The sequence below is a fragment of the Catelliglobosispora koreensis DSM 44566 genome (assembly GCF_000379685.1).
GTDB lineage: Bacteria > Actinomycetota > Actinomycetes > Mycobacteriales > Micromonosporaceae > Catelliglobosispora > Catelliglobosispora koreensis.
This window is the reverse complement of record NZ_KB903251.1, coordinates 20,143-46,698: the sequence shown is the minus strand read 5'-3', so window position 1 is coordinate 46,698 and position 26,556 is coordinate 20,143. Positions and strand designations below refer to the sequence as shown.

Genomic DNA, 26,556 nt, shown 5'->3' with positions numbered 1-26,556 from the left:
CGGAGTGGGCGTCCCGTTGGGGGATTTAGCAGTGTTCGAATGGTGAGGTGTACGAGACACCGCCGGCGCTGCCGCCCCACTTCACACAGCTCGGTGCGGTACGGATAACCGGGCCGGCATAGTAGGAGAAGCTGCCCGAGTCGGTAGTTCGCGACGAACCTTGTGGCTCAAGGAAAGCCGAGGTCGCCGTCGGCGTGCCGACGCTGGCCATCTTCAGGGTGATGGCGCAGTTCTGGCTCGTCGAGCCCTTCCACAGCAGGTTCACCGTGCCAGCCGAGCCGAGCTTGACCGAGTCGGTCATCTCGAAGCCCGCGCCACACTCGGCGGCGGGGTCGTAAGAGGTCGCGCAGTTGCGGCTGGTGACGTTCGCAGAGCCGTAACCAAACGTCGAGCCGTTGAACACCGCCTTAATGATGTCCGACTGCGAACGGGTCGGGTAACGAACCTCGTAGTGCAGGTGCGGTGAGATGCCGTTGCCCGGCCTGCTTGTGTTGCCAAGCGATCCGATCGCCTGGCCGCGCAGCACCGACTGGCCAGCCGAGACCGCGCGCTTGTTCAGGTGCGCGTAATAGGTGTAGTACCCGCCACCGTGGTTGATGACGATCAGGTTGCCGTATCCGTTGACCGATCCCTGATGTGCGGATACCTCAATGGTTCCGGCAGCGGCGGCCACGACCGTATCGCCGAGATCGGCCGTCGCTGTTGACCCGCGGTTGAAGTCGATCTCCCACGAGACATGGGCACTGCTGTTGGTGCTGTTTCCGTTCCAGGTCTGCCCGCAGGGGAAGGGGAGCTGGAAGGCTGGCGCCGCTGATGCCGGTGCGGCCACGAGGGTCGTCCCCGCGAACGCCATAGCCACGATAGCCGTCGCACGCAGGAGGGATAGTCGCATACGGATGTCCCTTCGAAGGGTTGTGAAGAATTTGTTGCTACGCGGCACGCGTCAGAGTCAGCTATTCAGCTTCACGTTCTCTACAAACGGGCTACAACCGCCTAGGCTGACCGGTATGGCGGATGGGCTTGAACTGCGGGTATTAGGCCCGCTTGAGCTGATCCGAAAGGGAGACGCGGTCAGCCTCGGCGGCATCAAACCGCGCCTGCTGCTTGGCACCCTTGCCCTGCACCACGGCCGGGTCGTTTCCACTGGTCAGCTCGCCGACATCCTGTGGCCCAAGGGACAGCCCAGGTCAGCGGTCGCCAACGTGCAGACCTACGTCAGTGGCCTGCGTTCTCTCTTTGGGTCACAACGTCTTCACACCAGCTCCGGCGGCTACCGGCTCGTGCTCGGCGACGATGAACTCGACCTGCGCCGCTTCGAGAAGCTGTGCGCCAGCGACGCTCTGTCCGATCTGGAGGAAGCGGTTGCCCTGTGGCGCGGCGATCCGCTGGAGGATCTGCCTGTCGCAGGCGTATGGAGTACCCACATCACGGGTTTGAAAGAGAAGTGGCGCGCGGCCCGGCAGGCGCGGGCTCGCCAGCTGATCGACACGGATCGTGCGCGCCTTGTCCTTTCTGATCTGCGCGACCTCGTGGCCGATGATCCCTTGCGGGAAGAGGGATGGCTCTTGCTGGTCCGGGCGCTGGCCGCGGCCGGGCAGCGAGCCGAGGCCCTGGCCGCCTACGCCGATGCGCGCCGCACCCTGGCCGCTGAGCTTGGCATCGAGCCGGGCGAACCGTTGCGGCGCTTGCACCGCGAGCTGCTCGTGGAGCAGCCCATCGACGCGGCTCCGCTCGACGGCGCGGCCGGTGTGGTGCTGCGCGGGCTGGCCCGTCTCGCCCTGGGCACCGCTCCGGCCTGGACCGCCGCGGCGCTGGCCGATTGCCGGGACCCGGCACCGGTGCTGCGATCGCTGGTGACGGCGAGGCTGTTGCGCGAGGCGGAAAATGACCGCTTCGCGGTGCCCGCGCTGGTGAACCTACTGGCCCCGGACTTGCCCGGCGATAGCGGCGACGCTCCGCTGTTGCGGGTGCTCGGTGGCTACCTGCACTTGGCCGATCAGGCCGTGAAAGCGTTGCCAGTTCAGGTCTTTGGGCCCGGGGTCAAGGTGGCCCCGCGCTGGCCGACGCCCGAGTCCGTGCCTGACGCCACCGCCTGGTTCACCGAGGAGCAGCCGTCCATCGAGCGTGCCGTCGAGGCGGCCGCGGAGTTGCGGCGGGCTGATTTCGCCTGGGAGCTGGCACACGCGCTCGTCCCCTGGTGCGATCTCGGTGGGCACACCTCGGGCTGGGAACGCACCCACAACACGGCTTTGGAGGCGTGCCGCCAGGCCGGTGATCAGCTCGGCGAGGCCGTCACGTTGCGTGGGCTCGGGCAGCTGCATGTCTACCGGGACAACTATGAGGCCGCGGCTGAGGCGTTTGGCCGCTCCCGGTTGCTGTTCGCCAGATTGGGCAACGACTGCGGCGAAGCCGGTGCCCTGGCCGGCCTGGGCACCGTCCTGCGGATCAGGGGCGAGATCGACCAGGCGTACGGCTGTTTTCGTCAAGTGCTGGCGTCCTATGTGCAGGCTGGTGACTTGCACGGGCAAGCGTTCGCTCAGGGTTCGCTTGGGCAGAGCCTGCTCGCGCGTGGTGATCTGCCGGAAGCCGCGCAGGCTCTGCGGCAGGGCATGGCGATCGCGACCGAGATCGGCGATGAGCACCGGCTGGCCCACCTGACCCAGATTCTCGGCGTCGTCTTCCTGCGGCAAGGGGAAACCGAAGCGGCACACGGCAAACTGACCGAGGCGATGAAGCAGTTCGAAGCCATCGGAGACGCCCACGGCGAGGCCTATTGCCTCACGCATCTGTCCGATTTGGAGCCGGTGGAGTCCGCCATCGTGCGGCTCACCCAAGCACTGGACATCTTCGAGCGCATCGGCGACCGGCAGGCTCAAGCCAAATGCGCCCGGCGGCTCGGCGAACTGCACCGTGACGCCGGGCGCGGCAACCTTGGTGGCGCGTTCCTCGACGAGGCCGCGCGCCTTCAAGCCGCGGTTACACCTTGGTGATCCGCATCGCGTCGGCGATGACATAAGCGGTACCGCTGGTCCAGCGGCTGACCGCGGCGAAGTCTTGCGCACCAGCGGCGAAGGCGAACGTGCCCAGATTGCGCCACACGCCACCGCTCACGGTTTGGTTGACGGTCACGGTCTGGTTGCCCGCCGAACTGAAGATGACCACCGGCGTCGCGGCGTTGTAGCCCGTGTTAGCCGGATGCCACATCTCGACTTTGTAGTTTCCCGCGCTAGGCAGGGTCGCCGAGTAGTACGCCCCGTCGGAGCCCGAGAACGGTGCCGCGTAACGGTAATCGACGCCGAAGCGCTGCGACGAATACGTTGACACGCCCCAGTTAGCGGAGGCCCGGAACCCGCTGGACGTGTTGTCGACGGTCGCGGAGAAGGACACGAGTTTGGCTTGCACCGCTGCCTTGAGCGCTGGCAGCTGGGCATAGAACGCGTCACCCGGGCAAGCGGTCGCGACGAAGTCGCGGTGGCCATAGATCTGCGACGAGGAGATGCCGTATCGCTGGCAGATGTAGACGCACAGGTCAACCAGCTTGTCCCACAACACGGTTGGTGGTGTGAGCGAGGTGTAGGTGCCCTCGTTCTCGATGCCCACGCCGGTCGTGTTCTGCCCCGGGCAGTGTGCACTGGTCACAAACCCACTGCCAGCGGTCAGTTTCGACAGACTGTAGTGGCGGCCTTCCATGATGTAGCCACCTCGGCTGACCGTGAAGTTCTGGCCGGTGTCGGACCAGCCGTTGTTGTCCATGTGATGGTTCTGGATCGACCGTGCCAGCGCATAGGCGTGTGCCTGCGAATAGTCCGTGGAGTTGGGCGTCGCGGTGTGGTGGATGATGATTTTGTTGGGGTTAGTGGCTAACTGAGTCAGCGTGGATGACGGATTACGGGCGCCCCAGGTCGCGCAACTCGCGATCACTGGGGCGGCCAGGGCGGGCTCAGTTAGCAGGGGCGGCAGAACCGTCCCGGCTCCAATGACGACAGCACCACGAAAGACGTTGCGGCGGGAAAGGTGCATGGCTCACTCCGAAATGGGGTGTGGGAGATGAAGCCGCGCAGCGTTTCATCTTCTTACCACCTTTCACGCCCCCAGGCGATAGGTCAGCCGCCGCTGCCCTGCGCCGTAATGCTTCTCGATGATCCCGTTGACGATCCTCGTCTCCCTGACGGCCAGCAATCCATGCCGCTCAAGCATGTTGAGGTGGTAGTACAGGTTGGTCGGCAGCACACCCATGTGGGCCGCGAGATCCTTGGCGGTGAACGTCTTGTCCGGAGCCGCCATCGCGAAGTCAAGCAGGCCTAAGCGGACCGGGTCGGCTAAGGCCTTCAAAGTCGACACGTCATCAATGACGCGTTCGGTGAGTATCTCCGTCACATCTCCCCCGAGCTCAGCAACGCTGAAATCGCGGATGGTTCGCCACGGCGCCGAGCAACATTGCCCCAAGGCCGGCCTGCCGGAAATCTTCCGCGACGATGGTAAGAACCCGTGCGAAACCTACCAAGTGGTCAGATGATCTGTCCAACCTGACCTGCAGCATCGACCTCGTTCCCTAACGCGAAACCAGCGTCCGTCAGGTAGAAAGAATGCCGTGTCCATCGAGATCGTTTTTGAGACCCACTCCTGGAGCGAGGACAACGACCGTGGCCACGCCACTGGCTGGCTGCCTGGCAAACTGTCCGAACGCGGGCGGTTACTCGCGGCTGAACTTGGCCTGCGCCGGCGCGATGACGGAATCGTCGCCGTCTTCACCTCAGACTTGCGCCGTGCCGTCGAGACCGCCGAGATCGCGTTCGGGACGTCCAAGATGCCGTTGCTGCACGACTGGCGCTTGCGCGAGTGCGACTACGGCTGGCATAACGGGCAGCAACCGGTCCCGGACAAGCTGCAGTTCCTCGATCAGCCTTATCCCGGCGGCGAAAGCTGGCGGCAGGCGGTGCACCGGGCTGGCGGTTTCCTCAAGGACCTGCCGTCGCGGTGGGAGGGTCAGCGGGTGCTCGTGATTGGACACGTCGCGACGCGGTGGGCGCTGGATCACTTCATCAATCAAACGCCGCTTGAGAATCTTATGAAGACTGATTTCGCCTGGCGCGAAGGGTGGGAATACCGGCTAGGCTGAACCGCATGCTCGTGCCTGCACGCGGATTCGAATTCTCCGTTTTCACCGATGGGCCGCGCGACGGCACTCCCGTCGTCTTATTGCATGGCTTTCCCCAGCACAGCGGACAGTGGAATAAGGTCACGGGTCCGTTGCACGAAGCCGGTTTGCGGACCATCGCCATCGACCAGCGCGGCTACTCCCCCGGCGCTCGCCCGCTCGATCCAGCGAGCTATGCGGTCACGGAATGCGTCGCCGACGTTCTGTCCATAGTGGACACCTTCGGGCTCAGCGACTTCCACGTCGTCGGGCACGACTGGGGCGCGGCCATCGCGTGGGGCTTGGCAGCGAACTTTCCCAGCCAGGTGCGCAGCCTGGTCGCCATTAGTGTTCCGCATCCGGCGGCCCTGGCCAAGGCACTGCGCGACGACCCCGATCAGCAGCAGCGTTCGACCTACATGGGTGTTTTCGCCAACCTCGACCGGTCAGAACCCATGTTGCTGGCCGACGACGCGCAGGCGCTGCGCTCACTTTTCAGCGGAAGCGGCATGACAGAGTCCGAAGTGGACGCTTACGTCAAGCCCATGCGGGAGCCCGGTGCCCTGCGAGCCGCGCTCAGCTGGTACACAGCCTTGGCCCAAGGGGGTTTGGGCGGCATCGCACCAGTCACCGTCCCGACCACTTACCTCTGGAGTGACGAGGACATCGCTTTGGGAAAAACCGCGGCCGAGGCCACGCGAGACTATGTCGCGGCCGGCTACCGGTTCGTTTCCCTGTCTGGGATCTCTCATTGGGTACCAGATCAGGCGCCCGAAGTCGTCGCGGCCGAGATCGTGGCACGCGTCGGCGGTTAGCTCTCCGCATACGCAAAGACGCGTACGCATGGGTGCTGACGCCAGCGGGCGCCACACTGCGTACCCTCACGTTTGTGCACCTCATAGCCTGGTTCAGCCGGCGTCCCCTGCTGACCGACACCGTGTTGGCGGTGTCGCTCGGCATCTTGGTCACGGTCGGCACCTACGCGGCGGGCATCGACCAGACCGACATGGCGAAGCTGGACGCGCGGGCCTACGCGCTCCTTTGGCTGTGCGCGGCGGGACTGATCCTGCGGCGCAAGTGGCCGCTCGTCGCGGTCCTCGTGTCGTTTGGGTTCACGATGCTCTATGTGGTGCTGCGCTACCCCTATGGCCCGATCTTCCTTTACGCCATGGTGGCCATCTATTCGATCGCCGCTTGGCGCAGCGCCAAGATCGCCACGGGTGCCCTGATCTTCTGCCTGCTGGCACACATCCCGTGGTCGCTATGGGTGGAAAACGAGCCTGACGGCCTCCTGTTCACCAGCCTCACCACGTCTTTTTGGCTAGCCGCCCCGTTCGCGGCCGGCACGGCGGTGCGCATCCACCGCGAAGCCCAGGCCAGTCTGCGGGGCGAGGAAAAGCACCGGCACATCTATGAGGAACGGCTGCGGATCGCCCAAGAAGTGCACGACGTGGTCGGGCACAGTCTCGCCGTTATCAGCATGAACGCGGGTGCCGCGCTCCATGTGCTGTCCAAGCAACCGGGCCCGGCATCGGTCGAGGAGTCCTTGAAGGCCATTCGCCAGTCGAGCACCGGTGCCCTAGATGAGCTCCGGTCCACGCTCGCCACCTTCACCGGCACGCTGTCCGACGCCCCCAACCCCGGCCTTGAGCTGGTGCCCAGTCTTGTCGCGGCGAGCGAGGTTGGCGGGCTCACGGTGCGGTTGTCCGAGCACGGAACCCGCGGCCACCTGCCGTCCACGGTGGACTTGGCCGGGTACCGCATCGCTCAGGAAGCCCTGGCGAATGTGGTCAGGCACGCCGAAGCGAGCCTCGCCACGGTCACCATCGCGTATTCGCCGGGCCGGGTCGAGATCACGGTGAGCGACAACGGCGTCGGCGGGGCGATCCGCCCTGGTGGGTCTGGGCTTGAGAGCATGGGTGAACGGGCTCGTTCCCTCGGCGGAACGTTTCAGGCCGGCCCGTGCGACGGGGGTGGTTTCAAAGTGCATGCGGTGCTGCCATTCGAGGCCGGGAAACAATGATCCGGGTCGGGATCGCCGACGATCAGGCCTTGGTACGCCTGGGCATCCGCACCCTCATCGAGGTCGAAGAAGACTTGCGGCTGGTCGGGGAAGCCGAAGACGGGCAGGCGGCGCTGGACCTCATCGAAGCCCAGCATCCTGACGTGCTCCTGCTCGACGTGCGCATGCCGCGGATGGATGGACTGGAAGTCTTACGGCGCAACACGTCCAGCACCCGGATCATAATCCTGACGACGTTCGAGCTCGACGAATACGTGTTTGAGGCGCTGCGCGCGGGAGCGTCCGGTTTCCTAACCAAGGACGCCGAGCCCGACGAGATCCTGCGGGCGATCAGAGTCGTGGCGGGCGGGGAATCGCTGCTGTCCCCGGCGATCACCCGGCGTGTGATCGAGCGGTTCACCGCGGCCTCGCCCAGCACACCATTGCGCAAACATCCCGATCTGCACCTGCTGACGGACCGTGAACTGGAGATCGTCGGCTGGGTGGCGACCGGGCTGTCCAATGACGAGATAGCCGCCGCTCTCGTGGTGAGCCCAGCGACAGTGCGCACGCACGTTAGCCGGGTGCTCATCAAACTGGGCGCGCGTGACCGGGCGCAGCTCGTCGTCATCGCTTACCAGTCGGGCGTACGCATTCCGCAGTAGGGCCAGTTGCGTTGACACGCTGACGCGCGCGACACGGCTAGAGCGGGAGTGTGGCGCGCATGAAGAAACTGAAGTGGGCCTTCACGGGTACGTGGGTGCTCGCGGTCATGATGATCACCCTTTTCGCGGGCAGCGTCAACGACGTCGAGTCCGAAGACTTGCGCAGCTGGCTGCCCGCTAACGCGGAGTCAACGCGCGCACTGGACTTGGCCGAAGCTCAGTTCCCGTCAAACGATCCGGAGGATCTGCTCCTCATCTACGCCCGAGACAGTGGGCTCACCGAAGCTGACAAGGCCGCGGTGACAGCGGATGCCGCCGCACTGGGCGTCAGAATTCCGCCGCAGCCCAGTGACGACGGCAAGGCGATGTTGCTCATCATGCCGTTTGAACCGGCCAAGAGCACTCTCGAAGCGGTCCGCTCGGTGGTGGCCGATGCTCAGCCGAGCGGTCTGACCGCCAGGCTGACCGGTGCTCCCGCCGCTGAGGCTGACTTTGACCAAGCCTTTGATTCCCTTGACACCACCCTGCTCGTCGTCACCGTCGGCGTCGTGGCCGTGTTGCTGCTGGTGACCTATCGCAGCCCGGTGCTGCTGTTCATTCCGTTGCTGTGCGCGGGAATCGCCAGCCTCACGGCAGGCGGGCTCGTCTACTGGGCGGCGAAGAACTTCGGTCTCGTGGTCGATCCGCAAAGCGCGGGAATCCTTACCGTGCTGGTGTTTGGAGCCGCGACCGACTACGCCATGCTGCTGATCGCCCGCTATCGCGAGGAACTGCACCTGCACGCTGACCGTCATCGGGCGATGGGTTTGGCACTACGGCGCAGCCTGCCCGCGATCGCCGCTTCCGCCGCGACAGTGGTGCTCGCGTTGCTGACGTTGTTGTTCGCTGACTTGAACTCGACGCGAGGGCTCGGTCCCGTTGCCGCGATTGGCATCGTGTCCGCCCTTGCCGTTATGACCACGCTGCTGCCCGCATTGCTGGTCGTTTGTGGACGGTGGGCGTTCTGGCCGGTGATTCCCCGGTACACGCCGGATGTTCAGCCTGAAAGCGCACCGGCCGGTTTCTGGAACCGGCTGGCGGGCTTTGTGTCACGGCACCCGCGCGCGATCTGGATGAGCACCGCGGCCGCATTGCTGGCCGTTGCTTTTGGGGCGACGTCGCTCACGGCCGGGCTGCGCCAGGCGGATTCGTTTACCACCAAGCCGGAGTCGGTGGCCGGCTTCGAGCTGCTCGCTAAGCATTACCCGGCTGGCTCGGCCGAACCGGTGGACGTGTTCGTTCCAGCCACCTCCGGTCAGGCGGCCGCGGCGAAACTGTCCGCTGTGGCAGGGGTGCATCATGTCGAGGAGACCGAAGTGCGCGGGCAGTGGGCCCGGATTCCCGTTGTCCTCAGCGTTGATCCGGACGGCACGGAAGCCGAGCAGACCGTCGCGCACTTGCGGGAAACGGTCCATTCCCTGGACGCGCAAGGTCTCGTGGGCGGCAGCATCGCCCAGCGGCTGGATCAGAGCACCACCATGGACCGCGATTTGCGGATCGTCCTCCCGCTCATCCTGCTCGTGGTGCTGATCGTCCTCATCGTCTTGCTGCGTTCCTTGATCGCCCCTGTGCTGTTGCTAGCCAGCGTCGTGCTTTCCTTTGGCGCGGCCCTAGGTCTCAGCGCTGGCGTCTATCACCTCATGGGCTTTCCAGCGATCGACAAAACGGTGCTACTGAACGGTTTCTTGTTCCTCGTCGCCTTGGGAGTGGACTACACCATCTTCCTGATGACGCGGGCGCGCGAAGAGATCGCCAGCGTCGGTCACCGGGAGGGCATCACGAAGGCCCTTGGCGTCACCGGTGGCGTGATCACGAGTGCCGGAATCGTCCTAGCCGCAACGTTCTCAGTGCTCGCGGTGCTGCCGATCGTGTTCATGGTGCAACTCGGCGTCCTCGTCGCCGTGGGCGTGCTGCTAGACACCTTCGTGGTGCGTTCGCTTCTCGTCCCTGCCCTGCTCCTGCACGTTGGCCCGCGCTCCTGGTGGCCCAGCAAACTGGCGAGTTGATGTTATGCCGCAAATGCTATGACCCGTAAAGTATTGACAGAAAGTTAAGAATTTGAATGTATGGTCCTGCCCCCGAACTGAAAGGACCATACATGCGACTAAGAGTTACTCTGGCCGCCGCCACGCTGGCGCTGGGCAGCGTGTTCGTCAACGCTGCCCCAGCGCAGGCGGACGTCGAACCCACCATCATCGGCGGCGGCACGGTGTCGTCGGCACCTTGGGCGGCCGCGGTGTTCCGTAATGGATCGTTCACCTGCTCCGGCACGATCATCGCGGCTCAGTGGGTGCTCACGGCACGCCACTGCACCGGAAGCGCGATGTCGGTGCGGGTCGGCAGCGTCAACCGCACGTCCGGCGGAACGGTCGCCAACGTGACGAGCTACTCCGTGCGTTATGACCTCGCTCTGCTGCGCCTCGACCGGTCGATCAGCACGACCTACATGCGTTTGGCGAGCACGAATCCTCCGGTCAACAGCACCAACAACATCTACGGCTGGGGCATGACCTGCTACTCCGGCTGTGGCGCGTCGACCGTGCTCAAGACGGCGACCGTCCGGGTCACGTCGACCTCAGCGACGGACTACTACGGCGGTCCAGCCATCGCGAGCACCCGGATCAACGGCAACGCGTGGAAAGGTGACTCCGGCGGACCGGAGACCTACAACGGCCTGCAGGTCGGCGTAGCTTCCACCGCGGACGGTTCGAGCCGCCAGTGGTATGGCAGTGTCCCGGCCAGCCGCGCCTGGATCACCAGCGTTTCTGGCGTCTGATCCCGGTTTAGCACCCAACAACAGCAGCCTCGCCCGCGTCGTAGGTGTCCCCTACGATGCGGGCGTGGATCTGAAAACGGCAGTGATGGAGCACCAGGAATTGTTCAACGATTCCGTGCGTGCGGGTGATTTTGAGGCGTTCGCGGCCAGTTTCGCCGAAGACGCCGTGATGACCTTTGACGGCGTACCAGTGGGGCCTTTCAAGGGCCGGCACAAGATAGCCACGGCTTATGCCGCGCAGCCGCCCACCGACACCATGAGCATCTGGTCGGTGGAAGAGATCGGCCCCGACACGGTGATCGCCCGGTTCGACTGGGACAACGGCGGTTCCGGGTCGATGCAGGTGCAGTGGCGCGATGGCGAGGTTCTCAACCTCACCATCTCCTACGAGACCTAGGCTGCACCCATGGGCATCGTTCCTGATGACAAAGACTGGACCTGGGTCCTGCGGCGCCCCTGCCCGGAGTGCGGCTTTGACACCCGCGCGATCGAGCGTGCCGAGGTGCCGAAGCTGATCCGGGAAAACGCGAGCGGCTGGCAGGAGATCTTCTCCACTCATCCAGACGTGCGCAGCCGTCCGCGGCCCGACGTCTGGTCGCCGCTGGAATACGCGTGTCACGTCCGCGATGTGTTCCGGCTCTACGAATACCGGCTGGGCCTGATGCTGAGCGAGGACGAACCGCACTATCCCAACTGGGATCAGGACGCGACGGCGATCGAGCAGCGCTATGCCGAGCAAGACCCGGACCGGGTCATCATCGAGCTAAGGCTCGCCGCCGAGTCGATCGCGGCCGCGTTCGCCAAGGTTGACGGTGATCAGTGGGACCGGACCGGCATTCGCAGTGACGGCGCGAAGTTCACGGTGGACACGTTCGCCCGCTACTTCGTGCACGATCCGGTGCACCACCTCAACGACGTGCTGACGCCCCGTTAGGACAGTCGCTCAATAACCATGGCCATGCCCTGGCCACCGCCCACGCACATGGTCTCCAGGCCAAACTGCTTGTCGTGGAACTGGAGCGAGTTGATGAGCGTAGTGGTGATCCGGGCACCGGTCATGCCAAACGGGTGGCCGATGGCGATCGCGCCACCGTTGACGTTGACCTTGTCCATCGGGATGCCCAGATCCTGATAGGACGGGATGACCTGTGCGGCGAAGGCCTCGTTGATTTCCACGAGGTCGATGTCGCTCGCGGAAAGCCCGGCGCGCGCCAGCGCTTGCTTCGAGGCCACAACCGGCCCGAGGCCCATGATCTCCGGCGATAGGCCCGAGACTCCCGTGGAGACAACGCGTGCCAGCGGGGTGAGACCAAGCTCGTTGGCCTTGCGGTCCGACATGATGACCACCGCGGCGGCACCATCGTTGAGCGGGCAGCAGTTTCCGGCGGTCACCCGGCCGTCGGGGCGGAAGACGGGCTTGAGCCCGGAAACACCTTCATAGGTCGTGCCCGCTCGTGGTCCGTCGTCTTTGGACACCACGGTGCCGTCGTTGAGCGTCACCGGCGTGATCTCGCGATCCCAGAAACCGTTGGCGATAGAGGCTTCGGCGAGGTTCTGTGAGCGGACACCGAATTCGTCCATCTGCTGACGGCTGATTCCCTTAGCCAGAGCCAAGTTTTCCGCTGTCTGGCCCATCGTGATGTAGATGTCGGGCAGCAGCCCGTCCTTGCGCGGGTCGACCCACTCCGGCGCACCGTTTTGTGCCGCGTGCAGCGTGCGTGCCTGAGCCTCGCTGAAGAGCGGGTTTGGCTCCCATTCCACGCGCGGATAGCGCGAAACGGTTTCGACGCCAGCCGAGATGAACACTTCACCTTCGCCTGCTTTGATCGCGTGCAAGGCCATCCGTGTCGTTTGCAGACTTGAGGAGCAGAAGCGGTTGACCGTCACGCCCGACAGGTGGTCGTAGCCCAGCATGACCGTGACGACCCGGGCGAGGTTGTGTCCCTGCTCGCCATAGGGCTCAGCGCAGCCGAGCATGAGGTCGTCGATCTCGCCTGCGTCCAGTTGCGGGACCTTGGCGAGCGCGGCACGAACCATTTGCGCGGCCAGGTCGTCCGGGCGCATGGACACCAGCGAGCCCTTGCCCGCCCTGCCGATGGGTGAGCGGGCAGTCGCGACGATGACGGCTTCAGGCATTGCTTAGCTCCTTCGTGTTTTTCAGCCACCGCACGATCTCTTCGGCGACCAGTTCAGGGGTTTCCATCTGCGGGATGTGTCCCGCGTCAAGCTCGGTGTAAGTCCAGTGGGGAAGCCGTTTCGCGGCGGCCCGTGCCGATGAGATGGGCACGAGACGATCGTGTGTGCCGTGCAGCAGCAACACGGGCTGCTTGATGGCCGCCATCCGCCGCCAGTAGGTGCTCGGCCGGGCCAGTCCATAAACGATGGAACGGCTGGCGGCGAGCTGGGCGGCGGCATGCCCGCGCTGCAGGGTCAGCTCCTCCTCCAGCGCGACCATCTCGTCGACCATGGACGCGGGGATGCGGCTCGGGTCAGCGCAACACCGCTGCAGCACCTCGGCGATGCGCACCTTCGCCGGAACGCGAAGATAGCGGCGCTGTAACGCCCACTCGCCAATGAGCGGAAGGCCGTTGATGAGGAAGCGGTTGCGCACCGCGGGATCGATCTGAAGCCGTTCCGCGAGCGGAAGTGTCGGGTCGACGAGCACGAGGCCGCGCACGAGCGAAGGATGACTGTTCGCCACATAGGTGGAGATCAGTCCGCCCATGGAGTTGCCGATGAGCAGGAACGGTCCGTCCCCGAGCCGCTCCAGGAACCGGCCCAGGAGCACAGCATTCGCCGCGACGGTCGTCTTGCGGCCCGCCGCGGGCGTCAGGCCGAATCCGGCGAGATCGACGGCGTGGGCGCGGACGTGCTCAGTGAGCAAGGGCGCCAAGGCGTTCCAGTTGTGGTGCGAGCCGCCCAGGCCATGCACGTAAACGACTTTTGGAGCGTCCTGCGGGCCACCGTGGTCCACGTAGTGCACCGGGCCAGCGATATCCATCCTCATCCGCGCAGCTCCCTCTTCAGCAGTTTCCCCGCGGCCGTCTTAGGCAGGGCTTGCATGACCCGGACCTCCCGTGGGCACTTGTATAACGCCAGCCGCTCCCGGCAGAACGCGATCACGTGCTCAGGATCGATCACCGCACCCGGTTTCGGCGCGACAACGGCGACGATCTCCTCGCCGAGCCGGTCATCGGGCCGGCCGATCACGGCCGCTTCAGCGATGGCGGGGTGCCCATAGAGGACCTCTTCGACCTCGCGGGGGTAAACGTTGTAACCGCCGCGGATGATGAGGTCCTTGATGCGGTCGACGAGATAGAGGTAGCCGTCTTCGTCTTTGTAGGCCAGGTCGCCGGTGCGCAGCCAGCCGTCTTGGATGGCTTCCGCGGTCGCGGCCGGGTTACCCCAGTACCCCTTCATGATGTTGTGGCCCCTCAGCCAGATCTCGCCCACCTCTCGTGGTTTTAGCGAGACCCCGTTGGGTCCCACGATTTTCGCCGTGACACCCCAGATCGGTTTGCCGATCGACAGGATCCGGCGGTCCTGCACGCTGTAGTTCATCGTGGCCGAGCTGCCGGTCTCCGACATCCCATAGCCTTCAAGGATCGTGATACCGAACTTGTCCTCAAACGCGGTCATCACGGCCTCTGGCAGTGATGCGCCGCCGCTGGCCCCGATGCGCAGGGCGGACAGATCACGGTCGCCGATGTCGGTGTGCAACAGGGCGTGATACATCGTGGGCACGCCGACCATGACCGTGATGCGGTGCTCGTGCATCGCGTCGAGCACGGCTGGCGGGTCGAAGCGGGGCATCGACACAACCGTTGACCCATAACGGATCGCGACGTTCAGGATGCCGGATAGCCCATAGATGTGAAAGAACGGAAGCACCGCGATCGACACGTCCTCGGGACGCGTGCCAAACGTCTCGCCCGCGATCGTGCAGTTGAGGTAGAGCTGAAAGTGCGTCAGCTCAGCGCCTTTGGGTTTGCCGGTGGTGCCGCTCGTGTAGATGATGAGCGCGGTGTCGTCGGCGTTCGTCGCGGCGGCCGCGTCCAGTGGCGCAGGCGAGCCGAGGTAGTCCGCGGCGTCCACATTGAACCGGACGTAGTCTCCGTCGAGCACCCCGCTGACAGCCTCGCTGTGCACGACAGCCGTCACCGCGCTGTCCGTGAAGATGTGCCGCACCTCGTCGGCTTTGAACAGTGGATTGACGGGCACCATCACCAGACCCGCCTTGAGAATCCCGAAGTAACACTCCAGGAACTCAAGCCTGTTCGGCAACATGACACCGACCCGGTCGCCGGGCTGACAGTGCGCTAACAATGCTGTGGCGAAACGGCTTGAGGCAACGTCGAGTTCGGCGTAGGTCATCCGGCGGTCACCCGCGATGGCGACCGCCTTATCGGGATACAGTTTCGCGGCCTCCTCCAAGATGACCGCCAGATTGAAGCTCACGTCATCACTTGTGTTTCTTGAGTTCCTGGCGGGCCAGCGACATCTTGTGCACTTCGTCCGGTCCGTCGGCCAGGCGCAGCGAACGGGCCGCCGCCCACATCATGGTCAGCGGGAAGTCCTGGCTCACGCCACCACCGCCGTGCACCTGGATCGCCTTGTCCAGTACCCATTCCGCCATCGTGGGCACCGCGATCTTGATGGCCTGGATCTCGGTGTGCGCGCCCTTGTTGCCCACCGTGTCCATGAGCCACGCCGTTTTGAGCACGAGCAAGCGCGCCTGCTCGATGCGCACGCGAGCCTCGGCGATCCACTCGCCGACGACACCCTGATCGGCGATGGACTTGCCAAAAGCGGTGCGGGACAGGGCGCGCTGGCACATCAACTCCAGCGCGCGCTCGGCCATGCCGATGAGGCGCATGCAGTGGTGAATGCGGCCGGGGCCCAGGCGTGCCTGCGCGATGGCGAAACCGCCGCCCACTTCACCGATGATGTTGGAGGCGGGGACGCGTACGCCTTCGAACACGACCTCCGCGTGGCCACCATGCGACTCGTCGGCGAAGCCGAAGACCTGCATGCTCCGCTTGACGGTGACTCCTGGCGTGTCGCGTGGCACGAGAATCATGCTCTGCTGACGGTGCCGGTCGCCTTCAAATGACGTCTTACCCATGACGATGAAGATCTTGCAGTTGGGGTTCATCGCGCCCGACGAGAACCACTTGCGCCCGTCGATGACGAAGTCGTCGCCGTCGCGGCGGATCGCTGTCTGGACGTTGGCCGCGTCAGAGGACGCGACGTCGGGCTCGGTCATGCAGAACGCCGACCGAATCTCGCCTGCCAGCAACGGTTTGAGCCACTGCTCCTTTTGCTCCGGCGTGCCGAAGTGCGACAGCACCTCCATGTTGCCGGTGTCGGGGGCGCTGCAGTTCATCGCCTCCGGCGCTAGCTCGGGGCTGCGCCCGGATATCTCAGCGATGCGGGCGTATTGCAGGTTTGGCAAGTCACGGAACAGATTCCAGAGTCCGCGCGAGCGGGCCTCGGCTTTGAGTTCCTCCATCACAGGAGCCGTCGTCCACCGCTCGATCGTCGCCAGCTGCTGGTGCAGCACCGGTTCGGCCGGGTAGACGTGCGACACCATGAAGTTGTTGAGCTCATTGAGCAACGGGAAGTCTTCGAATTCAAAGTTCATCAGAATTCTCCTCTCAGTGCCGCATGTCCTTGCGTGACAAGCAAAGGCACCATGGCGCCCAGCGTGGCGAAGCCGTCGCCCACGGTTTGCCCGGCCTGGTACCGGAAGTGGATGCCTTCGGCGATCACGGCGAGTTTGTAGTTGGCGAACGCCAGATACCAGTCGAGGGAAGCGAGGTCGATCCCCCGCTTGCTGGCATACATCGCCGCGAGATCCGCCCCCGTCGGCGCACCTGGCAGCGGTGTCGCGTTGCCAAACGCTTCCACGCCACCCATTTCGATGTTGAGCCGCCAGTACATGAGCAGCAGGCCAACATCCGTGAGCGGATCGCCCAGGGTCGCCATCTCCCAGTCGAGAACCGCCGCGATGCCGTCGTCAGCGGTCGCGATGCAGTTATCGATGCGGTAGTCGCCATGGATGATGGCCGGGTTGCCGGACACGGGAAGCTGTTTGACCAGAAGATCGTGCAGCTCGTCGATGCCCTCAAGCTCCCGGGAACGGGAAGAGTCCAGCTGCTTTTGCCAACGGCGCAACTGGCGTTCCAAGTACCCCTCGGGCCTGCCAAAGTCTTGCAGTCCAATGGAAGCGGGGTCGATGGCATGCAGTTCCACCAGCACGCCGACCAGTGCTGTCATCAGCTTCTGGATTCGGTCGCCCCCGAGTGGCTCCAGCTCCTGTGGGCGGCGGTAAATCGGTCCGTCCACAAACGACATGAGATAGAATGACGGATCGTCACTCAGGGCGATCGCTTGCGGCACCGGCACTTTGGTCGAGGCCAGCGCACTGATGACGCGGAACTCGCGGGCCATGTCGTGCGCGGTGCTGAGCACGTGTCCCAGGGGCGGGCGCCGCACGATGTATTCGCCTTCGGCCGACCAAACGCGATACGTCAGGTTTGACTTGCCGCCCACGATCAGCTGACCGCCCAGCAACTCCTGCCCGAGCAGTGCGCTCGCCGCTTTTAGGTCAAGGCCTTTCGGCACCTCGATCATGGGGTCACCACGATGCGGCCGGTCGTTTCACCCGCGCCCAGCTTCGTCAAACCGCTCGGCGCCTCCTCCAGCGGAAGCTTTTCGCTGACCAGTGGACTGATCAGTCCTTGCGCTGCAAGGCCTGTCAGCACCTCGTGGCAGTCGCGAATGGACGCCGGGTTGTGCTGACGGTAAAGCCCCCAGTGCAGGCCAACGATGGAGTAGTTCTTGACGAGAGCGTGATTCAGCGCCGGCGCGGGAACATCGCCACTAGCGAACCCGACGATCAGGATGCGCCCTTCGAATGCCACGCACTTGGCCGATCCCGCATAGGCCGCGCCACCGACCGGGTCGTAGATGACATCCGCGCCACGGCCGCCCGTGACCTCCTTGACGACCTTGATGAAGTCCTGCTCGCGCCGGTCGATGACCACATCGGCGCCCAGTTGCCTGGCGACCTCCGCTTTGGACGGTCCGCCCACGACGGCGATAACCGTTGCCCCAGCGGCTTTCCCGAGTTGCACGGCGGCCGCGCCGACCCCACCGGCAGCCGCGTGGACCAACAGCGTCTCGCCGGCCTTCAGGTTCGCGCGCCGATGAAGACCAAACCATCCCGTCTGGTACGCGATGAGCAGTCCACTGGCAGCCGCATCATCAAGCGACTCGGGTGCGGCGAACAGCTCCGCTTCCTCCATCACCGCGTAGTCGGCCAGGGCACCGTATGGCAGCACCGGCGTCCCGATGACACGCTGTCCGGTCCCCTCCACCACGCCGCACAGTTCCACGCCCGGCGTGAACGGCATCGGCGGGCGGATCTGGTACTGCCCACGGCACAACAGCACATCCGGGAAGTTGAGCGCGGCCGCTTTGACACGCACGAGCACCTGACCGGGGCCGGGCTGTGGCACCTCGACGTCGTTTAGCTTGAGCACATCGCCCGGCTCACCGGGCTCGAAAACCTGCCAGGCCCTCATAGGTACATCCTTGAGACGGTCTCGGCGACGCACACGGGCTTCTCGCCGCCTTCGCGTTCGATCGTCGCCTGGGTCACCATTTGCACGCCGCCTTCGATGTCCTCAACGGACAGCAGCTTGAAGTGCGCCCGCACCTTCGATCCGGCTGGAAGCGGTGCGGGGAACCGGACTTTGTTCAGCCCGTAGTTCACGCCCATCTTCACCCCGTCGACCTTCGTGACCCCGGCTGACAGGAACGGCAGCAGTGACAGCGTGAGGAATCCGTGCGCGATGGTGGTGCCAAACGGCCCGGCCGCGGCTTTCTCCGGGTCGAGGTGGATCCACTGGTGGTCGTCGGTCGCATCGGCGAACAGGTTGATGCGATCCTGGTCGACCAGCACCCAGTCACTGGTGCCCACCTCGGTTCCCACCGCGGCGCGCAGCTCCTCCAGCGTCGAAAAGCTCATGACAAAACCTCTCCTGCTTTGATGATGTGGCGCATGTGCCTTCCGGGGTCGGTCAGCACACTGACGTTTTGGGCCGGGTTACCTTCCAGGACAAGTAGATCGGCGTGGGCGCCCACAGCTAGCGTGCCTAGCTCGCCTTCGTAGCCAAGCAACCGGGCCGCGTTGACAGTGGCGGCGCGGATGATGTCGATCGGCTGTTGCACCTGGGCGCGCAACGTGAATTCCTGGAGCTGAGCTTCCTGCATGTCGCCAAGCAGGTCTGAGCCGTAGACGAGATTTACCCCCGCGCGGTGCGCTCTGTCCAATGCCGACAGTCCCGCCTCACTGACCTGGGCGAGCTTTTCCGGGTTGACGCCTGCTTCCGCGAGACGGTCGTAGGTGATGAGTGTCGGCACCAGGAAGGCGTCCTTCTCGACGAGAAGGCTGATCGCCTCGTCGTCGATGAGGTTGCCGTGCTCGATACACCGCACGCCGGCGTTTAGCGCCCGGACGATCGCGCGCGGGTGATAGGCGTGCGCGGTCACGTATTTGCCGTGGTTGGCCGCTTCCTCAACGGCTGCCCGCAGTTCGTCTTCGCTGTACTGCACCGCCGCGATGTCGTCATGCGGTGAGGCGACCCCGCCGGACACCAGCATCTTCAAGTGCTGCGCCCCTTTGCGGAACTCGTCGCGGGCCGCTGCCCTGACCGCGTCTGTCCCGTCGGCGATCCGCGCGAAGCCGGGCCGGGACTGGCAGCACACGTGACTGTCGTCGCTCAGGGCACGGAAGTCGCCGTGACCACCGGTTTGGCTAAGCGCCTTGCCACCCATGACGATCCGGGGACCGAGCGCCAGGCCTTCCTCGATCGCGCGCACCATGCCGTAATCGGCCCCGCCGACATCACGCACGGTGGTGAACCCGCGCCGAAGCATGCGCTCCGCCTCACGCATCGCACGGAGCGTGGCGTATCCCGGGGTCCAGGTCTTCGCGTCCGCACCGTCAATGCTAGTGAGCACAACGTGCACGTGCCCGTCGATGAGGCCCGGCATGACCGTCGCCCCGCCCACGTCCAGCGTGCGCACACCGCCGGGCTGGGCCGGCGGGCGGCCGGTTCCCGTGCCGGAGATCCGGCCAGCGGCGATCTCCAGCCAGGCGGCTTCGGTGATCTCCCCGGTGCTCGGTTCGAGCAGAGAGGCGTTCGTGATCAGCAGGCTCACTTCAACGGACCTCCATCCGGCACACTGTCGAGCAGAAGGCGGGTGTAGTCGTGGCGCGGGGCGTCAAAGACGTCGTCGCGCTTTCCATACTCGACGATGCGGCCCTGATAGAGCACGGCGATCTCATCACAAACGTGCCGCACGACGGCCAGATCGTGAGAGATGAAGAGCATGCTGAGCTTCAGCCTGGTACGCAATTCCCGCAGCACGCCCAGCACCTCGGCCTGAACGGAGCAGTCCAGGGCCGACGTGATCTCATCGGCGATGATGATTTCCGGCTGGACGGCCAGCGCACGGGCGATCGCCACGCGCTGGCGCTGACCGCCGGAGAACTCATGCGGATAGCGCTGTGACGCGTCGGCGTCCATCGCGACCAGCGCGAGCAGCTCGGTGATCTTGCCCGCGTGGGCCCGCACGCTCGCCCGGCGCGGGTCGATCGCCTCGGCGAGGGTTTCCCCGACGGTCATCCGTGGGTTCAGTGACGCGTAGGGGTCCTGCGGGATCATCTGCACCCGGCGGCGCAAGGCGTTCAGCGCACGGCCTCGGGCACCGGCGATGTTCGCCCCGTTGACAAGCACCGTCCCCGCCGCGGACCGCACGACGCCGACGATCGCCTTGGCCGTCGTTGACTTGCCCGACCCTGATTCGCCCACGAGTCCCAAGGTCGTTCCGGCCTTCACCGCGAAGCTGACCTGTTGCAGCACGTGCGCACGGCTACGGCCGTGACCAAAGTAGACGTCGAGGTTGTCCACCTGAAGCACCGTCGTCATTGGACACCTACCGGTTGCCACGTGAGGGCATGGCACGCCGCTGCCCCTGTGCCAATTCTCATGAGCGCTGGCCGCTCCTCCACGCATACGTCCTGAGCGAGCGGACACCTTGGGGCGAACGCACAACCGGACGGCCGCTGCGCGGGCTGTGGTGGCCTGCCCGGGATCGGCGCTAGTTCCCCCGAGGTCTCGGTCACCTTGGGCGTCGCCGCGAGCAGAGCCCGTGTGTACGGATGCCGCGCGTTACCCGCGCGAAGATCCTCAACTGACAGCTCTTCAGCGATACGTCCCGCATACATCACGAGCACGCGGTCGCAGATCGCCGAGACGACGCCAATGTCGTGTGAGATGAGCAGAATCGTTACCCCATCACGGGTGTTGGCTTCCCGCAGCAGGCGCAGCACATCAGCTTGAACGGTGACGTCCAAAGCGGTGGTCGGCTCGTCTGCGATGAGCAACTTCGGTGACGTGAGCAAAGCTGACGCGATCATCGCCCGCTGGCGCATCCCGCCGGACAGCTCGTGCGGATGCTGCTTTATCCGGAGTTCCGGCCGGCTCACGCGGGCGAGCGTGAGCTGTTCGATCGCTCGCGCCGCGGCCTTACCCCGGCTGACCCCACCGTGCACCCGCAACGTTTCCGTGAGCTGCGATCCGACCTTCATCGTCGGGTTGAACGACGAAGCCGGGTCCTGGTAGACGATGCCAATGTCCTTGGCGAGCTTTTCGCGCGGCGGTCTGCCCAGCAGGTTGTGCCCGGCCACACTGAGCTGATTTGCTTCCGCGCGCAGCCCTTCGGCGAGCAGCCGCGCCAGCGCCATAGCCGTCAGGCTCTTACCCGAGCCGGACTCTCCCACGACACCAACGATCTCCCCTTCACCGACCGTGAACGACACCTCGTCCACCAGCCGCGTCCCGTCCGCCATCACCACACTCAGTCCCCGAACCGCCACGACCCCGACGTCTTCCGCGGGAACGACCTCATCCCCACGAAGCAATGGCGGCGCGCCAGGAACGCTGGCCGAAGCGGCGGCAAGGGCGGCTTTCATGGTGCGCTTGGGAACGCGGCGGCTGGAAGCGGGGTTCGCCGCGGCGGCGAGGCCGTCGCCGATGAACCCGCCGGCCAGGCCAGCGACGACGATCGCGATAGACGGCCCAAGAGCCGGCCACGCGTTGACATAGATGCCCTCCAGGCCTTTAGCCAGAAGCGATCCCCAGTCATAGGCGGGCGCTTGCAAGCCGACGCCCAGGACTGACAGTCCGGTCAACGCCTTCAGCGAGATGGTGAACGCCACTGACATCAGCACCAGCAACGGTTCGGCGATGTTGGGCAGGATGTGCCGGCGCAGCAAGCGCAACGGCCCCACGCCGAGCAAACGTGACGTGCTGACGAAGTCCCGCGTGGCCACCGATGCCGCGAGGTTTGTCGTCAGCCGGGCGAACGCGGGGCACGTCGCCAGTCCAATCGCGACAACGGAAGTGACCGCTCCGGGTTGCAGGATCGCGGCGATGACAAGAGCGAAGAGGACGCTCGGGTACGAGATCAGAATGTCGATGACACGCTGGCCGATTTCCCGCACGCGCGGGCCGGACACCCAGATGACCGAGCCAGCGATGATGCCGCCCACGGAAGCGATCAGCATGGCGGCGAAGGCCATGAGCAGCGTCGGCCTGGTGGCCACCATCGTGCGGGCGAAGACATCCCGCCCGAACAGGTCAGTGCCGAACCAATGTGCCGCCGAGGCACTCTGATGCGTCGCGGAGTAATCGGTTTGCTCGGCTCGCTCGCCCCACACCCAGGGCGCGATGATGGCGATCACGATGAGCACAGCCGTGGCGGTCAGGCCCAGGATGAGCGGGGCGTTCCAGCGGACTCTTCTCATCGCGTGCCCGCCTTTCCGGATAGGGTGCGCGCATCGGTGAGGCCCAGCACGACGTCGACCAAGAGGTTGATGACCGCGGCGAGCAGGCCTACGACGAGTACCACCCCTTGAATGACCGGATAGTCACGGCTGACGATCGCGCTGATGATCCGCGTCCCGAGACCCGGCCAGTTGAAGATGAACTCGACGATGATCGTTCCGCCGAGCAGGCTCGCGAGAATCAGCCCACCGAGCGTCAGCGTGCTCGTGAGCAGATTCGGCAAGGCGTGACGGGTGTAGAGCCGCAACGGGCGCAGCCGCCGGCCTCGCGCGGTGCGCATGTAGTCCTGCGCGAGCACGACTGTCGTTTCCCGGCGCACGATGCGGGCCAATGTGCACACCGGGCCGACGCTCACGGCGGCGACGGGAAGAATCATCGCGGAGACCGTTGCCGCCCCCGAGTTGGGAAGCAGCCCAAGGGAAACGGCGAAGATAAAGATGAGGAGCACCCCGAAGACGTACTCGGGAATGGCTCCAAAGAATGAGGTGGCGCCCGTGAACGCGCTGTCGAGCCAGCGCCGGCGCCCGCCTTGGCACGCCACGGCGATGGCCATGCCGAGCGGCACGCTGATGAGCAGCACCAGCACGATCGAGGCGAAGGCGAGCTGAGCGGTGAACGGCAGCCGGCTGGCGATGACTTTGCTCACCGGTTCGCCTGTGGCGAAAGAGTTTCCGAGGTCCGCGCTAAGGATGCCGCGCGTGTAGTCAGTGAACTGATTCCACAGTGGCTGGTCGAGACCCAGCGTTTCACGCACGTGCGTGACCTGTTCGGGCGCGGCGTTCGGCCCGGCCACCAGCTGGGCTGGATCGCCGGGAATGAGCTGCACCATCAGGAACGTGCCAGCCACGAGCACTATCAGGACTCCGGCTAGCCCGATCAGACGGCGCACGATGAACCGAAACCAAGGGGATCTCATGCCGCCTCCTCTCTGTCGGGATAGGACGGTGCCGGAAACCCGGCACCGTCCTGCCGGTGTGATTAGCCCACGACCCGCATGGTCGTCGGGTCGAAGATGCCATCGGGGTCAGATCCGGTGGCACGCTTGGTGGTCACGTAGTTCACGTTGATCGCCGCGAGCGGGATCACGTTTACCTGTTCCAGCAACGCTTTCTGGGCCTCGCCCCACGCCGCGCACTGTGCGGTCGGGTCGGGTGCGGCCATCGCCATGCCGAAGGCCCGAGCGAAGGCCGGGTTCTGGATGGCGCCAAAGTTGCGGCCTGGCGGCGTACCCTCCGGGGCACTTCCAATTAGCAGCGCCGCTGGCGGCGTCAGCATGTTGGTGAGGTTGAGGTTCGTCAGCACCGTGACGTCCCAGTCGCCCTTGTTGGAGAACACGTCGTTGGTCCATGTGGCCAAGTCGACGTTGCGCAGTTCCGCGTCGGCTCCCGCCGCCTTGAGCGCGGTGAGGGCATACTCCGCGGGTGCGCCTGCGGCGACCGCCGTGTGCCCAACGATCTTGACCTTCTTGCCCGTGAGTCCTGCCTTGGCCGCCGCGGCGTCGGGCTTGACGAGCAGCGACTCATCCTTGTTCGCACAGGGCACGGCCGGATCGGTGATGCCGGCCATCAGCGTTCCGGTGCCACGGGTGACCGCCTGGTTGAACGCGGTGCGGTCGATCGCCTGCGCGAACGCTTTGCGGAACGCCGGGTCAGCACCGGGACGGCCCGGACGCTGGTTGAACACCACGAAGGCCCGGATGAGCGGAGCCGGCTTGATGTTGAAGTCCTTGGCCGGGAGCCGTGCGATGTCCGGTCCCGTGATGCCGCCGTAGTCGAGGTTGTTGGCCAGCAGCTCGTTAGCCATGACGTCTTCTTTGAGGATGACCTTCATGACGACGGTGGTCGGCACCTTGCCCGAGGGCATCCGGGCGTAGACCGGTGCCCACTTGTACTCAGGGCGGCCAGTCAGCGTGTAGCTAACGCCCTTTTGCACAGCGCTGTCACCGGCCAGGAAATACGGTCCCGTGCCCACGCCTTTGGTTCCGGCCTTGAGGGCGGCTTCGTCGGTCAGGCCCTTGTCACAGATGACGCCGGCCTGAGGGAGCGACAGGCCGAAGATCAAGTCTGCCCAGGGCTGATCGAGTTTGACGGTCAGCTTGCTGGCGGCATCGTCACCGGTGAAGGTGGCTTTGCCCAGGTTCGCGGTGCCGAAGACCTGTCCGGCCGCGGTCGCGCCCGTCTTCGGGTCAGCGAAGCGGGTCATCGACTTAGCGACGGTCGTGGCGGTCAGCTTGGTGCCGTCAGCACAGGTGACGTCGTCGCGCAGGACGAATTCGCCCGACGTTGGCGTCACCGTCCAGCTTTTGGCCAGCCCAGCGATCATCTTGCCGCCATCGTCACGGCGAACGAGCGTGTCAAACATCATCCGCGCCATCATCAGCTCGTGAGCTGGGGTGGACTTGTGCGGATCCAAAGTGGAAGGATCGCCGACCATCGCGATGGACACTTTCGCCTCGGTCGGTGATTCGGTCTCGTTGCCACCGGTCGTACAGGCAGCCATCGCCATACTGGTGAGGACTACCAGCGCGCCGGTCTTAGCACGCACACTTACCATGTAAATTGCTCTCCTTATTTAAGGGGTGCAGTGGATGGTCGTGAGGCCGTTATGCCGGGAAGCTGACCGGCCTCACGATCACCGGTTTTAAGGCGACGGCCACCGGTCTTTCCAGGGTTTTGCCCGCTCAAGCTGTGCGCACAGCGAGAGCAGCTGGGCTTCCCCTGCCGGGCGCCCGGAAACCATCGACCCGATCGGCAATCCGTCGGGGGTCCAATAGAGCGGAAGGCTCGCTGACGGCTGACCCGTCAGGTTGGCTCCGCCGGCGAACGGGCTGAACCGCGTTTGCCGCTGAATCTCGTCAGCTGGATCGCCGGTTTCGCTGAACCAGCCCGGCGCCACGGGAGGCATCGCCAGGGTCGGGGTCAGCACGGCGTCAAACCGGGCGAGCTCGGTGACGATCTTGCGTGCGAGCAGTTGCGCGTCGTACATCGCGTCGATGACCGCTCCACCTTGGAGGGTGCGGCCCCGCTCACGCCACCACCGCGTGATGGGACGCAATTCGTCCTCATTCGCGACCCGGAACCGCAGCGATTGTGCCGCCCAGAGCGTTTGGAAGATCCCGATAACCTCTTGGGGGTACGGGTCTTTGATGTCCTCAACGTCATGGCCAAGGTCAACGAGCAGTCGCCTCGTCTCCTCGAAGGCTTTGACGCACTCCGGATCGGCGGTCACACTGTCGAAGCCGGACTCGGTATAAGCCGCTATCCGCAGTTTGCCCGGTTCTCTTTGCGCCGCTTGGAGAAACGTCTCGCCCGCCGGAAGCGGCGGAGCCCAGTGCGGATCGCCCGGCATCGGCACGGCCATGACATCCAGCAGAGCCGCCGCGTCGGCCACCGTGCGCGAAATCGCCCCCTGAACGGTCAGCCCGAACAGGTCGACGCCGAGCGGACCCGGGCTGACGCGCCCACGTGACGTCTTCAGCCCGAAGACACCGCAAGCGCTCGCGGGAATCCGGACCGAGCCGCCTCCGTCGTTAGCGTGCGCCACCGGCACGAGACCGGCCGCCACCGCTGCTGCCGCGCCGCCGCTTGACCCGCCCGCGCTCCTGGAAGGATCCCAGGGGGTTCGCGACGACCGGGCGACGTCGTTGTCGGAGTAGACCGACAGAGCGAACTCAGGTGTGTTCGTCTTACCCAGGCTCACGAGGCCCGCGTTGCGGATGAGCGTCACTAAGTGACCGTCAACCTCGGGCACGAAGTGCTCCAGTGCCCTGGAACCAAACGTGGTTCGCAAGCCGGCCGTGGGGATGTTGTCCTTGATGGCCGTTGGCACCCCGTTGAGCGGGCTCCACGGATTGTCCACGTGCGTGTCTTGGCGCACGGTGACGAAGGCGCCGACCTGTGGGTCGATCCGCTCGATCCGCTTGAGGTAGTGCTCAGCGAGCTCTTGCGGGGTGACCTCTCCGTTGTGGATGAGGTCGCCCTGCTCCAGCGCACTGAGGTGGTGCAGGGCACTCATGC

At 65.1% G+C, this 26,556-nt stretch carries 25 protein-coding genes; 9 read left to right on the top strand and 16 right to left on the bottom strand.

Going from position 1 to position 26,556, the window contains the following annotated elements; translation table 11 throughout:
- Positions 1-25 precede the first annotated feature (25 nt).
- Complete coding sequence (locus A3E1_RS0110805) at positions 26-892, bottom strand: M23 family metallopeptidase (RefSeq protein ID WP_040390731.1); 867 nt, start codon at positions 890-892, stop codon at positions 26-28.
- A 115-nt stretch (positions 893-1,007) separates the two neighbouring features.
- Between A3E1_RS0110805 and A3E1_RS0110800 the strand changes: the two genes are divergently transcribed.
- Positions 1,008-2,990 (top strand): BTAD domain-containing putative transcriptional regulator, encoded by a 1,983-nt coding sequence (locus A3E1_RS0110800; RefSeq protein ID WP_020520779.1) that lies wholly within the window; start codon positions 1,008-1,010, stop codon positions 2,988-2,990.
- Here A3E1_RS0110800 and A3E1_RS45615 read toward each other — a convergent pair.
- Together A3E1_RS45615 and A3E1_RS39790 are read right to left on the bottom strand one after the other, a co-directional pair.
- Positions 2,977-4,020 (bottom strand): golvesin C-terminal-like domain-containing protein, encoded by a 1,044-nt coding sequence (locus tag A3E1_RS45615; RefSeq protein WP_020520778.1) that lies wholly within the window; start codon positions 4,018-4,020, stop codon positions 2,977-2,979. The genes A3E1_RS0110800 and A3E1_RS45615 overlap by 14 nt on opposite strands.
- A gap of 63 nt (positions 4,021-4,083) precedes the next feature.
- Positions 4,084-4,377, bottom strand: a complete 294-nt coding sequence (locus A3E1_RS39790) for a winged helix-turn-helix domain-containing protein (RefSeq protein WP_020520777.1) — start codon at positions 4,375-4,377, stop codon at positions 4,084-4,086.
- A gap of 214 nt (positions 4,378-4,591) precedes the next feature.
- On the opposite strand from A3E1_RS39790, the gene A3E1_RS0110785 reads away from it, so the two are divergent.
- The 8 genes from A3E1_RS0110785 to A3E1_RS0110750 all read left to right on the top strand — a co-directional run bounded on the left by A3E1_RS0110785 (position 4,592) and on the right by A3E1_RS0110750 (position 11,553).
- On the top strand, positions 4,592-5,119 hold the full coding sequence (locus A3E1_RS0110785; RefSeq protein ID WP_020520776.1) for a histidine phosphatase family protein: 528 nt from the start codon (positions 4,592-4,594) through the stop codon (positions 5,117-5,119).
- A gap of 5 nt (positions 5,120-5,124) precedes the next feature.
- A complete protein-coding gene (locus A3E1_RS0110780; protein WP_020520775.1) occupies positions 5,125-5,952 on the top strand; it encodes an alpha/beta fold hydrolase in 828 nt (275 codons plus the stop codon).
- Between the two features lie 74 nt (positions 5,953-6,026).
- Positions 6,027-7,160 (top strand): sensor histidine kinase, encoded by a 1,134-nt coding sequence (locus A3E1_RS39785; protein ID WP_063825122.1) that lies wholly within the window; start codon positions 6,027-6,029, stop codon positions 7,158-7,160.
- Positions 7,157-7,804: a response regulator gene (locus A3E1_RS0110770; RefSeq protein ID WP_020520773.1), complete on the top strand. Its 648-nt coding sequence runs from the start codon at positions 7,157-7,159 to the stop codon at positions 7,802-7,804. Before A3E1_RS39785 ends, A3E1_RS0110770 begins: the two co-directional genes overlap by 4 nt.
- A 59-nt stretch (positions 7,805-7,863) precedes the next feature.
- Entirely contained in the window at positions 7,864-9,849 is a 1,986-nt protein-coding gene (locus A3E1_RS39780; RefSeq protein ID WP_020520772.1) for an MMPL family transporter, read from the top strand.
- 92 nt (positions 9,850-9,941) lie between these two features.
- Entirely contained in the window at positions 9,942-10,619 is a 678-nt protein-coding gene (locus tag A3E1_RS0110760; RefSeq protein WP_020520771.1) for a S1 family peptidase, read from the top strand.
- 64 nt (positions 10,620-10,683) lie between these two features.
- Positions 10,684-11,016 carry a nuclear transport factor 2 family protein gene (locus A3E1_RS39775; protein ID WP_020520770.1) on the top strand — a complete coding sequence of 111 codons (333 nt, stop codon included), beginning with the start codon at positions 10,684-10,686 and terminating at the stop codon, positions 11,014-11,016.
- A 9-nt stretch (positions 11,017-11,025) separates the two neighbouring features.
- Positions 11,026-11,553, top strand: coding sequence for a DinB family protein (locus A3E1_RS0110750; RefSeq protein WP_020520769.1), 528 nt, complete (start codon positions 11,026-11,028; stop codon positions 11,551-11,553).
- On the opposite strand, the gene A3E1_RS0110745 is transcribed toward A3E1_RS0110750, so the two are convergent.
- From A3E1_RS0110745 to A3E1_RS0110685, 13 genes are all read right to left on the bottom strand, one after another.
- A complete protein-coding gene (locus tag A3E1_RS0110745; RefSeq protein WP_020520768.1) occupies positions 11,550-12,755 on the bottom strand; it encodes an acetyl-CoA C-acetyltransferase in 1,206 nt (401 codons plus the stop codon). The genes A3E1_RS0110750 and A3E1_RS0110745 overlap by 4 nt on opposite strands.
- Positions 12,748-13,626 (bottom strand): alpha/beta fold hydrolase, encoded by an 879-nt coding sequence (locus A3E1_RS39770; protein ID WP_051104968.1) that lies wholly within the window; start codon positions 13,624-13,626, stop codon positions 12,748-12,750. Before A3E1_RS39770 ends, A3E1_RS0110745 begins: the two co-directional genes overlap by 8 nt.
- Positions 13,623-15,077 (bottom strand): class I adenylate-forming enzyme family protein, encoded by a 1,455-nt coding sequence (locus tag A3E1_RS0110735; RefSeq protein ID WP_020520766.1) that lies wholly within the window; start codon positions 15,075-15,077, stop codon positions 13,623-13,625. Before A3E1_RS0110735 ends, A3E1_RS39770 begins: the two co-directional genes overlap by 4 nt.
- 4 nt (positions 15,078-15,081) lie before the next feature.
- The gene (locus tag A3E1_RS0110730; protein ID WP_020520765.1) at positions 15,082-16,263 is read right to left on the bottom strand and encodes an acyl-CoA dehydrogenase family protein; all 1,182 of its coding nucleotides are present in this window, start codon (positions 16,261-16,263) and stop codon (positions 15,082-15,084) included.
- Positions 16,263-17,255: a phosphotransferase family protein gene (locus A3E1_RS0110725; RefSeq protein ID WP_020520764.1), complete on the bottom strand. Its 993-nt coding sequence runs from the start codon at positions 17,253-17,255 to the stop codon at positions 16,263-16,265. Before A3E1_RS0110725 ends, A3E1_RS0110730 begins: the two co-directional genes overlap by 1 nt.
- Complete coding sequence (locus A3E1_RS0110720; protein WP_020520763.1) at positions 17,252-18,208, bottom strand: NADPH:quinone oxidoreductase family protein; 957 nt, start codon at positions 18,206-18,208, stop codon at positions 17,252-17,254. The genes A3E1_RS0110725 and A3E1_RS0110720 overlap by 4 nt, the downstream gene beginning before the upstream one ends.
- Entirely contained in the window at positions 18,205-18,654 is a 450-nt protein-coding gene (locus tag A3E1_RS0110715) for a MaoC family dehydratase (RefSeq protein WP_020520762.1), read from the bottom strand. The genes A3E1_RS0110720 and A3E1_RS0110715 overlap by 4 nt, the downstream gene beginning before the upstream one ends.
- Entirely contained in the window at positions 18,651-19,850 is a 1,200-nt protein-coding gene (locus A3E1_RS0110710) for a metal-dependent hydrolase family protein (RefSeq protein WP_020520761.1), read from the bottom strand. Before A3E1_RS0110710 ends, A3E1_RS0110715 begins: the two co-directional genes overlap by 4 nt.
- Complete coding sequence (locus A3E1_RS0110705; RefSeq protein ID WP_020520760.1) at positions 19,847-20,620, bottom strand: ATP-binding cassette domain-containing protein; 774 nt, start codon at positions 20,618-20,620, stop codon at positions 19,847-19,849. The genes A3E1_RS0110710 and A3E1_RS0110705 overlap by 4 nt, the downstream gene beginning before the upstream one ends.
- Positions 20,617-22,500 (bottom strand): dipeptide/oligopeptide/nickel ABC transporter permease/ATP-binding protein, encoded by a 1,884-nt coding sequence (locus A3E1_RS39765; RefSeq protein ID WP_020520759.1) that lies wholly within the window; start codon positions 22,498-22,500, stop codon positions 20,617-20,619. The genes A3E1_RS0110705 and A3E1_RS39765 overlap by 4 nt, the downstream gene beginning before the upstream one ends.
- Positions 22,497-23,456 carry an ABC transporter permease gene (locus tag A3E1_RS39760; RefSeq protein WP_020520758.1) on the bottom strand — a complete coding sequence of 320 codons (960 nt, stop codon included), beginning with the start codon at positions 23,454-23,456 and terminating at the stop codon, positions 22,497-22,499. The genes A3E1_RS39765 and A3E1_RS39760 overlap by 4 nt, the downstream gene beginning before the upstream one ends.
- Before the next feature lie 62 nt (positions 23,457-23,518).
- A complete protein-coding gene (locus tag A3E1_RS39755) occupies positions 23,519-25,093 on the bottom strand; it encodes an ABC transporter substrate-binding protein (protein ID WP_020520757.1) in 1,575 nt (524 codons plus the stop codon).
- Positions 25,094-25,180: 87 nt separating this feature from the next.
- On the bottom strand, positions 25,181-26,554 hold the full coding sequence (locus A3E1_RS0110685) for an amidase (RefSeq protein WP_026208296.1): 1,374 nt from the start codon (positions 26,552-26,554) through the stop codon (positions 25,181-25,183).
- Positions 26,555-26,556: the final 2 nt, after the last annotated feature.

Bases quoted from the DNA above. Each gene is read 5' to 3' on its own strand.
- A3E1_RS0110805 (WP_040390731.1), bottom strand. From the start codon at position 892: ATGCGACTATCCCTCCTGCGTGCGACGGCTATCGTGGCTATGGCGTTC.
- A3E1_RS0110800 (WP_020520779.1), top strand. From the start codon at position 1,008: ATGGCGGATGGGCTTGAACTGCGGGTATTAGGCCCGCTTGAGCTGATC.
- A3E1_RS45615 (WP_020520778.1), bottom strand. From the start codon at position 4,020: ATGCACCTTTCCCGCCGCAACGTCTTTCGTGGTGCTGTCGTCATTGGA.
- A3E1_RS0110780 (WP_020520775.1), top strand. From the start codon at position 5,125: ATGCTCGTGCCTGCACGCGGATTCGAATTCTCCGTTTTCACCGATGGG.
- A3E1_RS0110770 (WP_020520773.1), top strand. From the start codon at position 7,157: ATGATCCGGGTCGGGATCGCCGACGATCAGGCCTTGGTACGCCTGGGC.
- A3E1_RS39780 (WP_020520772.1), top strand. From the start codon at position 7,864: ATGAAGAAACTGAAGTGGGCCTTCACGGGTACGTGGGTGCTCGCGGTC.
- A3E1_RS0110760 (WP_020520771.1), top strand. From the start codon at position 9,942: ATGCGACTAAGAGTTACTCTGGCCGCCGCCACGCTGGCGCTGGGCAGC.
- A3E1_RS0110750 (WP_020520769.1), top strand. From the start codon at position 11,026: ATGGGCATCGTTCCTGATGACAAAGACTGGACCTGGGTCCTGCGGCGC.
- A3E1_RS0110745 (WP_020520768.1), bottom strand. From the start codon at position 12,755: ATGCCTGAAGCCGTCATCGTCGCGACTGCCCGCTCACCCATCGGCAGG.
- A3E1_RS39770 (WP_051104968.1), bottom strand. From the start codon at position 13,626: ATGAGGATGGATATCGCTGGCCCGGTGCACTACGTGGACCACGGTGGC.
- A3E1_RS0110730 (WP_020520765.1), bottom strand. From the start codon at position 16,263: ATGAACTTTGAATTCGAAGACTTCCCGTTGCTCAATGAGCTCAACAAC.
- A3E1_RS0110725 (WP_020520764.1), bottom strand. From the start codon at position 17,255: ATGATCGAGGTGCCGAAAGGCCTTGACCTAAAAGCGGCGAGCGCACTG.
- A3E1_RS0110720 (WP_020520763.1), bottom strand. From the start codon at position 18,208: ATGAGGGCCTGGCAGGTTTTCGAGCCCGGTGAGCCGGGCGATGTGCTC.
- A3E1_RS0110715 (WP_020520762.1), bottom strand. From the start codon at position 18,654: ATGAGCTTTTCGACGCTGGAGGAGCTGCGCGCCGCGGTGGGAACCGAG.
- A3E1_RS0110705 (WP_020520760.1), bottom strand. From the start codon at position 20,620: ATGACGACGGTGCTTCAGGTGGACAACCTCGACGTCTACTTTGGTCAC.
- A3E1_RS39765 (WP_020520759.1), bottom strand. From the start codon at position 22,500: ATGAGAAGAGTCCGCTGGAACGCCCCGCTCATCCTGGGCCTGACCGCC.
- A3E1_RS39760 (WP_020520758.1), bottom strand. From the start codon at position 23,456: ATGAGATCCCCTTGGTTTCGGTTCATCGTGCGCCGTCTGATCGGGCTA.
- A3E1_RS39755 (WP_020520757.1), bottom strand. From the start codon at position 25,093: ATGGTAAGTGTGCGTGCTAAGACCGGCGCGCTGGTAGTCCTCACCAGT.
- A3E1_RS0110685 (WP_026208296.1), bottom strand. From the start codon at position 26,554: ATGAGTGCCCTGCACCACCTCAGTGCGCTGGAGCAGGGCGACCTCATC.